This window comes from Bacillus sp. FSL K6-3431, assembly GCF_038002605.1.
Taxonomy (GTDB): domain Bacteria; phylum Bacillota; class Bacilli; order Bacillales; family Bacillaceae_C; genus Lederbergia.
Genome location: NZ_JBBOCT010000001.1, coordinates 549,494 through 563,988 on the forward strand (window position 1 = coordinate 549,494; position 14,495 = coordinate 563,988).

Below are 14,495 nucleotides of genomic sequence, written 5' to 3' on the forward strand. Positions count from 1 at the left end.
CAATTACTCCGCAATAATATCGGTCACTTTGAAAATGCGGAAATGAGATACGAAATAATATCATTTTTGAAAAAGTGTTTTTAGAAAACAGTAAGGAGGGGTTTGGTCTGGGGTATGTAGAAGATTTAAGAAATATCGTAGGTCATAGACCGTTAATATTCGTAGGGGCTGTCACGGTAATTATTGATGAATTAGGTAGGCTATTGTTACAACAACGTAAATTCCCAAAAGGAGCATGGGGGATTACGGGTGGGTTGATGGAATTAGGAGAATCCACTGAAGAGGTTGCAAAGAGAGAAGTTTTTGAAGAAACTGGATTGAAAATTGATGAATTGAAATTAATTAATGTTTATTCAGGTGCACAAAATTACATAAAAGCTGAAAATGGCGATGAATTTTATGTGGTCACTATTGCTTATTTTTCTGAAAACATCGAAGGAGAATTAATAGTAGATACATCGGAATCTTTAACATTTCAATTTTTTTACCCAGATGAATTACCTGGAAATATTGTAAAAAGCCATAAAATTATCCTTGATGAATTTCTAAACAAACATTATACATACCATGAATTTTGACAATAGATAAATAGCATTTGAGTCACTATTCTAGAATATTATACACGGGGTGAATCTTTAAAAAGTGATAGCATCTCACTGTAATAAGATCATCTATTTATTTTATTGATTACTCTGTTTTCCTTGATAAAAATCTATAATGGAGGCTAAGTATGTTAGAGAATATAAATCCTTATAAAGTTCTCATCCGTACAGGGCTGTTAAATGATGCAAAAATAATTTTAGATATTCAACAAGTAGTTATATCGGAAAACGAATTTATGATAACAGTTTCAGAAGAATTCAACAAGTCCATCGATCAACAAAGAAAATGGATTCAAAAGATAATAGATAATGAAAGAGAAACGATTATAGTGGCAGAACTGAATGGTATAGTCGTTGGCTGGTTGGTATTGCAATCACAAAACCGTAAAAGGCTGTATCACACTGGTTCTTTAGGAATGATGATCCATAAAGATTTTAGGGAATTAGGTATTGGAAAAATGCTTATTAATGAACTATTACATTGGGCAGAGTTGAACCCATTGATTGAGAAAGTATGCTTAGGAGTACTCTCAACGAACCTTCGAGCGATAGCTTTATACAAAAGTATGGGCTTTGTTGAAGAAGGACGTAAAGTTAAAGCTATTAAGCTAAATGCAAATAAATATGTTGATGATATCCTCATGTATAAGATGGTTTAACATATTCCTATTGTTTTTTTTACTGTTGTGTATTTGTACCCTACAAATGTTTGTTTACCACCGTTACCCATAGAGTAGACAGAATATCTAACTTTCTTTGTTAGGTAGTTTGGTCTTATCATTAATTTATATTTTTTATTTTTTACTAAATTAAAACTTTGCGTTTCGGTAAAGCTTTTAGAATAAGAAACGCTAAAACCTAATACAGCTTTTATAGATGATTTGTCATATGAAGTACTCCCAGAAATTGAAGTGGAGTATGTTTTGTTTATAGTATAACTTTTTGAACCACCTGCTGGACACCGTTTATTTAGGTTTATTTGCATCTTTCCATGTACCGTATTCTCTAGTTGATGAAAGGACTTTATAATTTTTCGTTACTGTTCCACCACATGTTAAACAATATGGTTGAACCTCATCAATATTTACCTGATTTACAGTATCTACTTGTACATCGGTACTAGCCTTGGCAGTGCCGGTTGTATTGAATCCAAAAAATAACAAAAAAGCAGTAAATAGAATACTAAGTTTCAAAATATTAGTTTTCATATAATCTCCTCCAATGGAATTATTTTCCTATATTTAATTAGAAGAGTCAATAGAAAAGAGGTAATATTCCAAATTTTGTTGTAAAATGTTATAGAAAAGATTTTAGGAGGTAATATATGAAAAGTTTTTTGATAAGTAGTATGTTTTTTATTATATCTACAATTCTTTTTAGTACTAAATATATTTCAGTAGCAATTATTTTGGCGAAAAGTGATAATTTGGATTCGGATTTATTTAGAGCAACATTTAATATTCTTCCAATAGAATTAACAGTATTTTGTGTACTGTCATTTTTTATAGGAATTTTATTTTTTATTTTAGGATTCAGAGAATATAAGAAAAGCTGATATAAAGATTAGGATAGATATAAATTTATCTAGATGGTAGGCTTTTTAATTGAAAAGGATTCTATGGCCAAAAACGAGTAGGCCATAGAATCCTTTTTGAGCGTAGCAGACCACATGAAACTCCTGATAAAGTTGTAATTTGCTATCATAATAAACTTAGTTGTGGGGGTTTATTTTATGTGCTAATTCAAGAGCTTTAGAAATAAATTCATCATGAGTTATTTTATTTTCCAATGCATCTAAAACAAGTTGTTCTTGTTCTTTTGAAACTTTAAATCCTTCCATTTCTAATGAGCTTTTTGCATATTCTAATGCTTTATTTTTCAAATGGATCTCCCACCTTTATAAATTATCTTTCCGTTTGGTATTGAGATCGAGCTTCTAATAAAACAAAATTATTTAATAATCAATTCCATGAATACAGTTTACATAAGTCCACTGAATAATTTTTTCATCATTATTTGTTTCATAGAAATCTGACAACAATTGATTCCACTTTTCTAATTGTTGTTCGCTGATATTCACTACCTAAGCCATTTAACATCATAATAGTATTGGTAGAAACAATTGCTGTACGCTTATTTCCGTCCCAAAATAATTGTGTTCTCATGGCATAATACGATTATAGCTTACCGGCTTATGTCAATTAAACTAAATGACCAATCTCATATACAGTGAACGGAGTGAAATCATTGAATAAAGCTGAGATTATATTACAAACAGAGGCATTTGTTTATGAGGAATTAAAAGAGGAGGCCAGTGGTCATGACTGGTGGCATATATACAGAGTGACTAAAATAACGAAAACGATCGCTCAACAAGAAAACGCTGATATGTTTATATGCGAAATGGCCGCGTTACTCCATGATATTGCTGATGAAAAATTGAATATAAATGAAACGGAAGGTGTGGAAAAAGTTAAAGAATGGTTACTTCATTTAAAGGTTGATGAATCATCTATATCGAAAATAATGAATATAATATCAACGATGTCATTTAAAGGTGGTGGGCAACCTTCTATGAAAACGTTAGAAGGTAAAATTGTTCAAGATGCAGATCGCCTTGACGCGATAGGGGCAATTGGCATTACTAGAGCCTTTACATACTCTGGGGCTATTAAGCAATTGATTTATGATCCACATATTAAAGTGAGAGATCATATGACGAAGGAAGCATATCGAGAAGAGACTACTACAGCAATTAATCATTTTTATGAGAAGTTATTAAAATTGAAAGAGCATATGATTACAGATTATGGTAAAAAAATGGCGGAAAGAAAGCATAAATATATGAAAGGTTATCTAGAAATGTTTTTTAATGAATGGGATGGTGAATGAGATTCAGCATTTATTATTAAATTAAAAGTATCTTACCAATAACAGTTAGGTGATTAATGTGAAGAGTATATATACTGAGGAAATGATATTGGACGATCTGATCAAATCTTGTAGAAGGATATTTGGTTTCACTGTACGAAAGGCGATACCGATAAAACGAGGTTGGTTAAATTTAAAATGGAAAGTCATAACAGATTCAGGAGTTTATATAATCAAGCAATACAACAAGGAAAGATACAAACTTTATGTACATGAAGAACTTTTATTTGCTTTCTCACAACAAATGAGATTATTTAAAAAGGGTTTCCAATGTCCTGAGTTAAGCTCAAATGAAGGACAATTTTTATTCCAATCTGATCACGATGAACTTTTTATCGTAATGAAGTTTTGTGAGGGTAATGTTATCCCTCCCGGCCGGTTAAATATATATCAAATGTATGATTTGGGACGAGTAACTGGAAAAATGCATCAGTTGTTAAACGATGGGACAATTGAAAAGAAGAGTAATCCTGTATTTATTCCCCCAAGCCGCGAAAATCGTTTAGCTCATTGGCATTCGGAATGGAACAACGCTAATAATGCGAGTAGGTCACATTTACTACCTATACTGGAAACACAATATAAGGTTACTGAAACGATAGAATTTAGAGACTTCAATTTAAATAATACTGGTTGGGCTCATCGGGATCTTTGGGTAGACAATCTATTGTTCAAGGAAAACAAATTAACTGCGGTTTTAGATTTTGATAGAATGAAATATGATTACCCCCAGTTAGATGTTGCAAGAGCAATTTTATCGGGGGCTTTAATTGAAGATGGCATTGACATTACCCTTGCTACCGCCTTTATGAAAGGATATGGTGAGGAACGTTTATTACCGAAGGGTTTTTTAGCAGATTCTTTAAAACTATTGTGGTATATGGAAAGTACCTGGTGGATTAATTCAAACATGGATCAACACAGCGGACCTCCAGCACGGTTTACTAAGGAAATGATTTGGCTTGCTGAAAATCAAAATGGATTAGATTCCTTATTGGGGTAACGTGAGGAAAATGCGGATTTACAACGTTAAGCACATTTTCAAGACGATTACCCCGATTTTAACAAGGTTAAGGAACTCTTAATGCTCGCAAATCTATCTCCTTTTTTATGTAAAAACAAAAAAACGCAAGTCATAATTTACTAATAAATGTAGTTTCTTTCGATAACTGTTTCTCACCAAAGATAACAGGGAATTCCATTCATTACCCGCTGTTTTTTTTAGTTGACCAATTCCCATTAGTTTGACATAGGCTACAGCCTGTTTTTTAACTACAAAAGATCAGGAAAATAAGAGAAGGAAGTGGTCGATTTGAACAAACAGAAAGCGGTAGAAATAGCAAGAAAGTATGGTTTGGAAGTTAAAAAGGAGTCCATCATATTCAACGAGTCCGGTTTAGATTTTCTGGTTGCTTATGCAGAAGACGATAAAGGCGAAGAATGGGTGCTAAGGTTTCCGAGACGGGACGATGTGATGCCAAGGACGATAGTGGAGAAGAAAGCACTTGATCTTGTAAACAAATATGCCACTTTTCAGGTTCCAGTCTGGTCGGTTTATGAAGGCGATCTAATAACTTATAAAAAGTTAACCGGAGTGCCAGCGGGCACGATTGATCCGGAGATTCAAAACTATATGTGGGAGATGGATTATGAAAATGTACCTGAACAATTTCACCAGACATTAGCCAAAGCGTTGGCTTCGCTACACACAGTTCCGAAAGTAGAGGCTCTTAAAGTAGGCCTGTTTGTCCAGACAGCAGAAGAGGCAAGAAAATCGATGATTGAGCGTATGGAAAAGGTTAAAGCGAAGTTTGGCGTAGGCGAATCCTTATGGAACCGCTGGCAGGCCTGGGTAAAAAATGAGGGATTGTGGCCTCAGAAAACAGGTCTGATTCATGGGGATGTTCATGCTGGCCACACGATGATTGATAAAGATGCTAACGTAACCGGTTTTATCGACTGGACCGAAGCAAAAATAACGGATGTATCAAATGACTTTGTTTTCCAGTACCGGGCATTCGGGGAGGCAGCCCTGGAGAAACTGATCAACTATTACCGGCAAGCAGGTGGGATTTACTGGCCTGCCATGAAAGAGCATGTCATTGAACTTAATGCGGCATACCCTGTTGCGATAGCTGAGTTTGCTATTATTTCAGGCATGGAAGAATATGAGCAGATGGCGAAAGAAACATTGGAAGTGAATGACCGCTAGCATTAAGCAAAAAATAAAAATAAAGTTCTTCTTAGTGAGATACAACCGCTGTATAAAGAATTCATAGCAATTGCATGAGTTTTCACAATGAAAATCTTATTAGTTTTTTTATAGTTGTTTCAGGGTCCGTTAGAAAAAAACGACTTGATGATTCATATTTCTAATGTTCTACAAATACGATCGGGCGCTTTTCCGGAATAACTAAAAAAGCCCAATTTCTCAATTTAAATGCTGAGAAATTGGGCTTTTTTATGTTTACTTAGTGCAAAATAACTCCTAAAGTGACAAATTAGAACGAGATCTTATTCGTATGTGACAACATGAAAGGATTAGTTGGCTAAAAAATAAAGGTCGGTTAAAGAAGTATTATAAAAATCACGCAGGAATGGATTATGCAGTTAAGCTATATAAAAAAGGAAATATGACTGTAAGTCAAATGTGTGAAATTACCAATATCTCAAGAGCTTCATTATATAGAAAGCTATCAGTACAAGGATGGCTGAAATTTGACCCTGCCGAAATTGACGCAGTATCAAATTTCAGACCTTGTTAGTGGGCAAAGAAACAAGCAAGCTGAAAGTCTTTAAAAGTGAAAAGGGTAAACCATTCTTGGCCAAGTTGAAGTTAGAAAATAATAGAATTAACCAGTTTTCAGTTGATAGGTAGACGCTTGGATGGGCTACACTGTAGACAATGAAATTAGGGTCAATTAGAATAACAACTAACAAGGTTGAGGAGAATCTACTATGACTAAAAAAGCACGTCGTACATTTCAGATAAGTTTAAAAATCAGATGGAGCAATTGTTTAAAAGTGGAAAAGCTAAGAGCGATATTATACGAGAATATGAGCTGATCCATCTTAAGAAAGAAATGGCACGCCTTCGAATGGAGAATGACATTTTAAAGCAAGCCGCGCTGATCATGGGACGAAAGTAAATGTGATTCGGAACGTAAAATATAAACTTGATACCCTTAAGAAAAGTGTCTAGTTTAGTGTTGACATACCAGCTAGGATGTCGATCATTAAAGAAAGATTTACAAATAAGTGTTTTATACATTCCTATAAGGGTAGGTGGATAGTAATCAATCATTTAAGGAGCAGTTTATGTTGAATAAGAAATGGTTAGCTTTAATTCCTGCAGTTGCGCTTGTGGTTGCACCATTACCCTTCCAAACAGCAAACGCAGCCTCGGGAAATGAACCGGTTCAACTGTCAGAGTCTGAAATACCACCAGGATTTGAAGCGATATTGAATTGGCCACCTGAAGAACAACCGATAGTCAAACAGGGGAGCCAAAGTTTTGAAGTTGAATTTATTCAAGTAATGTTAAATCACTTTGGATTTGAAACAGAAGTTGACGGGGTTTTTGGTTCGTATACAGACCAACAAGTACGTCAATTACAAGCGGAGAATGAGTTAGCTCAGGACGGGGTTGTCGGGGTTGATACGTGGACTGTATTAATTGAAGAATATCAAGCGGAGTTGTTTTCGGTAGAAACAGCGATTGTTTTCGCAGAAAAAGCCCTTGATAATGACGATCTCGTGTTCAGTAGTGATGGTGTCCTTCATAAGGACTCAGACGGAAAAGTATTTTATTCTTTGAGAGCACAAAGTCAAGATTTAATTGATGGTGGAGGTAGTGGCACGGTCGGATTCTATGATGTGTATCAAAATGGAGATGTTGTCGAATCTGAGCCAAGATAGACAATGAGTTTCATAGAGTGAATTTTGTAACAAGTAAGTCCCTGACTAAATTGGTCAGGGACTTTTTATGTTGGTCAAATCGTTGTTTTATAGACTGAAAGGGAGGTGGGGCTACATGGCCAAGCGGGCTGATGCAGACCAAGTTATGAACGCACGAAACGTTCACGAAGGAAGGCAACTATTATCGGCAAACGGAACATGATTCCTTAGTCATACGCGGTAATATCTACGCCTGGAAAGGGCATGGCGCGATTGATTTTGCGATGATGTATTACGGAATGAGCTTCCCACAGGCGGTGATGGATTTAAACGCAGTTGGCACAGAAAAACTTTTGAAAATTCCGATTGTCTTTATCAGCTGCTCAAAAAGAACGGTCGTAAATGTCATCGGTATAAGTAGATGACCTTCTATGATATTCTAGGGGTTGTGTATGAAACGACGGTGAAGCATAGACAAGCTGCCTAGCAAAAAAATCGCGTTTTAATAGGCTTCTTTGGCAGGCCAATTTTTCTATCACTAATAGTTTTCAAATAAGTCATTTCGTATCTAGTAATTTAGGTTGTTAGCTTGATGGGCATGTGAATCTACCACTTATTAGGTAACATTATTTCATCAATAATATAGCACAATAGACTCTTGGAGGAAAATTTATCCTAAAATCCATACTTAGGGAACATACGTATGATATAATAGAACATGTAATAGTATAGGTAACTCAAGGGTGGTTGGCTCACTCCCGCGCGAAAGGGGGTGGTGCCATGTCGGTATTTGAAGCGTTAATGTTTGCGGTAGCTTTTGCAAGCTTAATTGTAGCGGTTCTGGCATTTAACCATAAAAAATAACCCATCCTTGAGTTAAGCCGCTCGTAGGGATGGGTTATTCCTGCTCTATGAAGCTGATCCCCCTTGAAGGGAGCCTGCTATTTCATAACCGTTTGGTGTTGACGCACCGAACGGTCTTTTTAATATATTCAATAACTACATACATTATACGCTTAAATTACCGAATTTACAATATTTAATGCTTTCAGATAGAGCATTTCATAAAAAAATTGCTGCTCTTATGTTTTCACTTCTTCTTATAAAACATCATTATTGAGAACGAAAGATGGTCGTAGGGTATGGGCTTTTAAATTAACTTGCCATATAGCAATTGAAAGAAATATCAGAAGTGGTAAAATAGTATATAAACTCTACAGAGCAAGGAGTTAAAATGACTATAAATAGTGAAATAGTAGTTTGATCTAGTCTGTAATGTACTCTGAATTAGATTCACCATCTCAAAACATGCGATTTATTTTTCCATAAAAACTTTAAAGGGAAGTGATAAGAAGTGAAACCCTTTTACTCCGGTCTTGTCCTGGCATGTTTGGGAGTGATCATTTCAGCCGTATTAAAGGATTGGAGTTTCATTTATAAAATTTCCGGGATTATAGGATTAATAACGATAATTCTTGCTGGTTTATCCTCCTGGGTATTGGCTGATGGAGAACGGTCAAGAATAAACCCTAATTCAGAAATCATGATAGATAAGAAGGGACAACTGAATTCATCAACTAAAATTCTACTAGTTGGCCTACCAAATATATTAATAGCAATTCTAGCTTATTTTTTATAAATAAAGTACAAATACGATAATACAGAAAGAGGGATTAACATGCTGAAAGGCTTATTTATCTTGAATGATTTTAACTTAATATACGGAAGTGTCCATGAAGAAATAATGAAGTATATTGATATTTACGCTGAACCGCAAACAAAAGAATCTATTAAACAAAATCCAGCCCTGTTAGCGAATGCTGATGTGATTTTTTCAGGATGGGGATCTCCTGTATTGGATGATAAACTGCTGAATGCTGCACCACATTTGAAAGCGTTTTTTTACGGGGCCGGTTCTATTAAAAATATTGTTACAGATGCATTCTGGGATCGGAATATACCTATTTCAAGTGCTTTTGCAGCCAATGCGGTGCCTGTTGTTGAGTATACACTTTCGCAAATTTTATTTTCATTAAAACAAGGTTGGTCATATGTTCTCAGGACTAAAAAAGAACAAAGGCATGTAAAAAGAATGGATGTTGCCGGAGCCTATCATTCTACTGTTGGGATTGTATCGCTAGGTATGATAGGAAGAAAAGTTTGCGAATTACTAAAACAATTTGATGTTCGCGTCATAGCATATGATCCATTTGTATCAAAAGAGGATGCAGAGCAGTTACAAGTAGAATTATGTTCACTAGAAGAGCTTTTTCAACGTTCAGATGTTGTATCGCTCCATACTCCATGGATAAAAGAAACCGAGGGTCTCATTAATGGGGAACTAATCTCTTCTATGAAACACAATGCTACATTGATTAACACATCTAGGGGAGCAGTTGTTAATGAGATAGAAATGGTGGAGGTATTAAAGAAACGAATTGATCTTTTTGCCGTTTTAGATGTTACTTTTCCAGAACCGCCAGTAGAAGGGTCACCACTATACTCCATGGATAATGTTATTTTAACACCTCATATTGCGGGATCGATGTCTAAGGAATGTCAACGAATGGGAGAATATATGTTAGATGAATTAAAACTTTATCTGGATAATAAACCATTACAATGGGAGATTACTCGAGAAAAATCACTTATAATGGCCTAATTAGCAGAAAAGTGCAAGGGCTGCGTTTCAAAAATAGAACAGCGAAGCCAGTCAATAGAAAAAAGCAGAACCAATCCCATATTGTGAATTGGTTCTGTTTTTTAATTTGATATTGTATGCTCAATAGGAAATGGCTCAGGTTTTTCACAAGTACTTTTCATTTCATAAAAGATGCCGCTTTCAGAAGAATCGTGAAAGCCATGCATTGCTTCTAAAACATGAAAGGCAAGTTGTCCATTTGCTCGATGAGGAGCACCACTTTGAATCGCTTTTGCCATATCTGCAACGCCGATACCACGACTATTGTCTTGGTATTGATGTGTCAGTGGAATATCGCTAAATTCCTTTTCATCACGTTTACGGAGTTTAACTGATCCTCCAAAATTATTTGGATCAGGCACAAGTAATGTACCTTCACTTCCATAAATTTCTATCGGCGGGAGTGACGAACCGCCAAAGGCATCAAAGCTTGTTGTGATTGTTCCGACTGCTCCAGAAGCAAAGTCTAGTGTACCAGAAATATGTGTAGCTGTTTTCACGGGGATTTTGGTTCCCGCCTTTGGCTTACTTGAGACAGTTCGTTCAGGATAACTAATCCTCGCTAAACCAGAAAGTCGCTTAATCGGTCCTAGCAACGCAATAAGTGCTGTTAAATAATATGGGCCCATATCAAACATTGGACCACCACCTACGTCGTAATAAAAAGCAGGGTCTGGATGCCAATGCTCATGTCCACGACCAATCATGAATGCTGAAGCACCAATCGGTACGCCAATTTCTCCAGCATTAATCAGATGGAGGGCGGTTTGTATTCCTCCACCTAAAAATGTATCGGGTGCACTCCCGACGAGCAAACCTTTTTCTTTTGCCACGTCTAAAATTAACGTTCCTTCCTCACGTGAGACAGCTAAAGGTTTTTCTACATATACATGTTTTCCTGCTTCAAGGGCCTTAACACATACCTCTGCATGCGCTTTCGGAATAGTTAAATTGATAATAAGATCAATTTCAGAGTCATCAAGCATTTCTTGAACCGTATATGCTTTCGATAGCTGATATTTTTCTGCTTGGGCTTGAGCCCTACTCACATCCAAATCAGCACAGGCAACAAGGTCAAGATGGTCGAAACTTGGGATGTTTTCCATATAAATTGAGCTAATATTTCCACAACCGATAATACCTACTTTTACTTTGGTCATCATATTCCTCCTCGTATTTATTGACTATCTTCCATACCTGTATAAACAGGCTTATTTTTATTTTCAGAGTTTGTTTGGTATAATGTTTTTCCTTCTGCTGCCCATAAAAAACCTCTACGCATCATAAGCGATACTTCTGGCATAGAAATGATGTTAGCTACATGTCCTAATGAGCTATAGAACACACGTCCAAGTCCCCAGCGTTTCGTCCAAGCGACGGGCATATCAACCGATCTATTGGTTGAATGTGGCCCGGAGGCGACAGGGAAACGGGTAGTCGCAAGTACTTCAACAGCAGGATCAACATGTAAATAATATTGTTCACTAACTACTTTGAAATCGTCCATTCCTTCAAAAAGAGGGCTAGATGAATGTTTCATATTCACCATATATTCCACACCGTCATTACCTGGATGTGCAACCCAATTTCCACCAGTAATAAACTGCCAATCTACATTTTTACGAAAAGAGTCACACATACCGCCGTGACATCCTGCTAAGCCAACACCACTTATTACAGCTTCAGAAATGTTATTTACATATTTCTGCTCAATTTCTCCCATCGTCCAGTGGGGGACAATTAAATCAAGTGATTTTAGCTTCTCCACGTCTCCGTATGCATCAAGAGAATCTGCTACCTCTACAACAAAATTTTCTTCCTCGAGAATTCCTTGGAAAATTGTCGCCACTTTTTCTGGTTCATGACCATCCCAACCACCTTGTACAATCAGTGCTGTTTTCTTCATCATTTACACACTCCTTCTATATATATTAAAGGTCAGATACCTTAATCCACTGACGTTTTTCTATGGACACATCAACCGCTTCAAGCACTTGCTGACATTTAACTCCGTCAACGAAATTAGGAACTGGCTGACGATCTTCACGGAAAGCATCCATTAACTCGACAAATGAATGGATAAAGGTATGTTCATAGCCAATTGTATGTCCAGCCGGCCACCATGCTTCTGAGTAGGCATGTGCTGCATCAGTAGCTAACACTCGACGAAAACCTTGAACATCTTCCTTGTCATCCGTAAAATAAACTTGTAGCTCATTCATTCGCTCAAAATCGAAAATAACACTGCCTTTACTTCCGTTAATTTCAAAGGAGTTTGTACTACGATGTCCCGCAGCAAAGCGAGTTGCTTCAAAGCTACCGAGTGCACCATTAGCAAATCGCGCTAAAAATAATGTTGCATCGTCGACTGTAACAGGACCTTTTTCTGAATTTTTACTGCTAGTTGCTGATAATCCGGTCATTTCTTCTGGGATCGGTCTTTCTTTTATAAATGTTTCACTCATTCCAATTACTTCTGTCATGTCACCGATAAGATAGTGGGCCATATCAATAAGATGAGCACCTAAATCTCCATGAGAGCCAGAACCTGCAACTTCTTTTTGCAGTCTCCAAACGAGAGGGAAGTCTGGGTCCATAATCCAATCTTGTAAAAACCAAGCACGAAAATGATAAATATCTCCTAATCTACCTTCCTCGATCAACTTTTTTGCTAGCATAACAGCAGGGGCGAAGCGGTAATTAAAACCGACCATATGCTTTATACCTGCAGCTTCAGCTGCGACCAACATTTCACGCGAGTCTTCTAATGTAAGCGCCAATGGTTTTTCACAAAAAATATGCTTTCCTGCTTTAGCAGCTTCAATCGCAATCTCTTTATGCGCATTACTCGGAGCATTGATATCGATTAAATCAATATCATCCCGCTTCAATAACTCTTTCCAGTCGGTCGTATATTCTTCCCAGCCGAACTGGGTAGCAGCTTCTGCAACACCTTCTGGATTTCTACCACAAATTACTTTCATTTCTGGTCTAATGCTTTTAGGAAAAAACATAGGCATATCACGATATGCATGGCTATGCGCCTTACCCATAAATTTATAACCAATCATGCCAATATTAATTGAGTTCATTTTCTCATCTCCTTTTTCACTTGTATAGATTCCCGTTCAATCAAGGTAACTGGTATTCGTTCTTGAAAGACCTCTGTTTTACCGTTGAGAGCATTTAACACTTTATCTACTGCCATTTCGCCCATTTCAAAAAGAGGAACATGTACTGACGTTAGTTGAGGTTGAATCATACTAGCAATATCAGAGTTATCATAGCCAATAAGAGCATAATCTTTACCAACCTGATATCCTAGTTTGCTTAAACCTTGCATAAGTCCAATGGCCATCCGGTCATTTCCTGCAAAAACGGCATCAATACTAGACATAAGAGACCCGATCTCAGTAGCTCTTTGTATGCCACTTGTGCGGCTGTAATTTCCTTGAAAAATTAACTCCTTGTTCATTTCAATGCCAGCATTTGTATGGGCATCACGAAACCCATTTAAACGTTCAATGCTGTTCGAATATTCAAGTGGTCCATTTAAGAAAGCAATGTTTTTAAATCCTTTCTCCAGTAGAAGCGATACGGCTTCAAGACTACCTTCATAATGATTTGCATCAATGGATAAAAACGGAAAACCTTCGAAGGTTTGGTTAACTAAACAATAAGGTAATGCTGATTTATGAAGTCTATCAATCTCATCTTTTTCACCAGCTACATCTTTAGAACCAAGAATGATACAGCCATCAACCTTTTGTGAACGAAAAAGTTGTACAAAATCCTTTTTTTCATGTGGAGATTGAAATATAACAAGTAGGTTATATTGATACTTAGCAAGTTTCATACCAATGCCACTAAGAATTTCGGAAAAATAATGTGTTGATAACAAATGAACTTTAGGTAAATAAGGTACGATCACACCAATATTCCCACTTTTTCCTGTTGCAAAGTTTTGAGCTAGTGCATTTGGTTGATAATTTAGAGATTTTGCCGCATCAAAAACTTTTTGCTTCGTTTCTTTGCGAAGTGGTCCAACGTTATTAAATACACGTGATACCGTTGCTTCGGACACACCTGCTAATTTTGCTACATCTTTTCTTTTAGCTAAAGAAACCGCCTCCATTCCAGTAATGTACACGTGTACATTATCCCAATTTATTAATTTATTGTCAATGAATAATATGAATTATTTTACAATTATATATTTTTCAGGTGATTATAAATCAGAAAGTCTTACCAGATATTCGGACAGGGCTTTGCCAGCTTGAAAGGGGGCTCACATAATTATTATAAATAACACCAGCACGATAGTATAAAAAATATGATATGATAAAATATGTAATATTTGCATT

General features: G+C 36.3%; 16 protein-coding genes and 2 pseudogenes. 12 read left to right on the plus strand and 6 right to left on the minus strand.

The genetic code is table 11. The features are described 5' to 3' along the window. The first annotated feature begins 74 nt into the window (after window positions 1-74). Window positions 75-578 (plus strand): NUDIX hydrolase, encoded by a 504-nt coding sequence (locus MHB53_RS02705; protein ID WP_340915616.1) that lies wholly within the window; start codon window positions 75-77, stop codon window positions 576-578. A gap of 152 nt (window positions 579-730) precedes the next feature. Then, complete coding sequence (locus tag MHB53_RS02710; RefSeq protein WP_340915617.1) at window positions 731-1,261, plus strand: GNAT family N-acetyltransferase; 531 nt, start codon at window positions 731-733, stop codon at window positions 1,259-1,261. Window positions 1,262-1,567: 306 nt separating this feature from the next. Here MHB53_RS02710 and MHB53_RS02715 read toward each other — a convergent pair whose 3' ends face one another. Continuing rightward, window positions 1,568-1,810: a hypothetical protein gene (locus MHB53_RS02715; protein ID WP_340915618.1), complete on the minus strand. Its 243-nt coding sequence runs from the start codon at window positions 1,808-1,810 to the stop codon at window positions 1,568-1,570. 116 nt (window positions 1,811-1,926) lie between these two features. Here MHB53_RS02715 and MHB53_RS02720 point away from each other — a divergent pair, with 116 nt between their 5' ends. Beyond that, the gene (locus MHB53_RS02720; RefSeq protein ID WP_340915619.1) at window positions 1,927-2,157 is read left to right on the plus strand and encodes a hypothetical protein; all 231 of its coding nucleotides are present in this window, start codon (window positions 1,927-1,929) and stop codon (window positions 2,155-2,157) included. 156 nt (window positions 2,158-2,313) lie between these two features. Here the strand turns inward: MHB53_RS02720 and MHB53_RS02725 are convergent, their stop codons facing one another. Continuing rightward, on the minus strand, window positions 2,314-2,484 hold the full coding sequence (locus MHB53_RS02725; protein WP_340915620.1) for an antitoxin VbhA family protein: 171 nt from the start codon (window positions 2,482-2,484) through the stop codon (window positions 2,314-2,316). Window positions 2,485-2,849: 365 nt separating this feature from the next. Between MHB53_RS02725 and MHB53_RS02730 the strand changes: the two genes are divergently transcribed. From MHB53_RS02730 to MHB53_RS02765, 9 genes and pseudogenes are all read left to right on the plus strand, one after another. Beyond that, window positions 2,850-3,494, plus strand: coding sequence for an HD domain-containing protein (locus tag MHB53_RS02730; RefSeq protein ID WP_340915621.1), 645 nt, complete (start codon window positions 2,850-2,852; stop codon window positions 3,492-3,494). Window positions 3,495-3,552: 58 nt separating this feature from the next. After that, window positions 3,553-4,536: a phosphotransferase gene (locus MHB53_RS02735; protein WP_340915622.1), complete on the plus strand. Its 984-nt coding sequence runs from the start codon at window positions 3,553-3,555 to the stop codon at window positions 4,534-4,536. 309 nt (window positions 4,537-4,845) lie between these two features. Next, a complete protein-coding gene (mphM, locus tag MHB53_RS02740; RefSeq protein ID WP_445661391.1) occupies window positions 4,846-5,745 on the plus strand; it encodes a macrolide 2'-phosphotransferase MphM in 900 nt (299 codons plus the stop codon). Window positions 5,746-6,028: 283 nt separating this feature from the next. Then, window positions 6,029-6,298 (plus strand): annotated as a pseudogene (locus tag MHB53_RS02745) (helix-turn-helix domain-containing protein); the annotation flags it as partial. Between the two features lie 556 nt (window positions 6,299-6,854). Further along, entirely contained in the window at window positions 6,855-7,451 is a 597-nt protein-coding gene (locus MHB53_RS02750) for a peptidoglycan-binding domain-containing protein (RefSeq protein ID WP_340915624.1), read from the plus strand. A gap of 311 nt (window positions 7,452-7,762) precedes the next feature. Continuing rightward, a pseudogene (locus MHB53_RS02755) lies at window positions 7,763-7,917 on the plus strand (IS4 family transposase); the annotation flags it as partial. Window positions 7,918-8,210: 293 nt separating this feature from the next. Next, window positions 8,211-8,294, plus strand: a complete 84-nt coding sequence (locus MHB53_RS26200) for a hypothetical protein (RefSeq protein ID WP_445661494.1) — start codon at window positions 8,211-8,213, stop codon at window positions 8,292-8,294. Between the two features lie 490 nt (window positions 8,295-8,784). Beyond that, complete coding sequence (locus MHB53_RS02760; RefSeq protein WP_340915625.1) at window positions 8,785-9,069, plus strand: DUF5316 family protein; 285 nt, start codon at window positions 8,785-8,787, stop codon at window positions 9,067-9,069. A 39-nt stretch (window positions 9,070-9,108) separates the two neighbouring features. Continuing rightward, a complete protein-coding gene (locus MHB53_RS02765) occupies window positions 9,109-10,092 on the plus strand; it encodes a hydroxyacid dehydrogenase (protein ID WP_340915626.1) in 984 nt (327 codons plus the stop codon). Window positions 10,093-10,193: 101 nt separating this feature from the next. Here MHB53_RS02765 and MHB53_RS02770 read toward each other — a convergent pair whose 3' ends face one another. The 4 genes from MHB53_RS02770 to MHB53_RS02785 are packed head-to-tail and all read right to left on the minus strand — an operon-like array spanning window position 10,194 to window position 14,281. Continuing rightward, on the minus strand, window positions 10,194-11,291 hold the full coding sequence (locus MHB53_RS02770) for a Gfo/Idh/MocA family protein (protein ID WP_340915627.1): 1,098 nt from the start codon (window positions 11,289-11,291) through the stop codon (window positions 10,194-10,196). Window positions 11,292-11,308: 17 nt separating this feature from the next. After that, complete coding sequence (locus MHB53_RS02775; RefSeq protein WP_340924431.1) at window positions 11,309-12,037, minus strand: ThuA domain-containing protein; 729 nt, start codon at window positions 12,035-12,037, stop codon at window positions 11,309-11,311. A 25-nt stretch (window positions 12,038-12,062) separates the two neighbouring features. Then, window positions 12,063-13,223: a Gfo/Idh/MocA family protein gene (locus tag MHB53_RS02780; protein ID WP_340915628.1), complete on the minus strand. Its 1,161-nt coding sequence runs from the start codon at window positions 13,221-13,223 to the stop codon at window positions 12,063-12,065. Beyond that, window positions 13,220-14,281 (minus strand): LacI family DNA-binding transcriptional regulator, encoded by a 1,062-nt coding sequence (locus MHB53_RS02785; RefSeq protein ID WP_340915630.1) that lies wholly within the window; start codon window positions 14,279-14,281, stop codon window positions 13,220-13,222. Before MHB53_RS02785 ends, MHB53_RS02780 begins: the two co-directional genes overlap by 4 nt. Between the last annotated feature and the right edge of the window lie 214 nt (window positions 14,282-14,495).

Bases quoted from the DNA above. Each gene is read 5' to 3' on its own strand.
- MHB53_RS02710 (WP_340915617.1), top strand. From the start codon at position 731: ATGTTAGAGAATATAAATCCTTATAAAGTTCTCATCCGTACAGGGCTG.
- MHB53_RS02715 (WP_340915618.1), bottom strand. From the start codon at position 1,810: ATGAAAACTAATATTTTGAAACTTAGTATTCTATTTACTGCTTTTTTG.
- MHB53_RS02720 (WP_340915619.1), top strand. From the start codon at position 1,927: ATGAAAAGTTTTTTGATAAGTAGTATGTTTTTTATTATATCTACAATT.
- MHB53_RS26200 (WP_445661494.1), top strand. From the start codon at position 8,211: ATGTCGGTATTTGAAGCGTTAATGTTTGCGGTAGCTTTTGCAAGCTTA.
- MHB53_RS02765 (WP_340915626.1), top strand. From the start codon at position 9,109: ATGCTGAAAGGCTTATTTATCTTGAATGATTTTAACTTAATATACGGA.
- MHB53_RS02770 (WP_340915627.1), bottom strand. From the start codon at position 11,291: ATGACCAAAGTAAAAGTAGGTATTATCGGTTGTGGAAATATTAGCTCA.
- MHB53_RS02775 (WP_340924431.1), bottom strand. From the start codon at position 12,037: ATGAAGAAAACAGCACTGATTGTACAAGGTGGTTGGGATGGTCATGAA.
- MHB53_RS02780 (WP_340915628.1), bottom strand. From the start codon at position 13,223: ATGAACTCAATTAATATTGGCATGATTGGTTATAAATTTATGGGTAAG.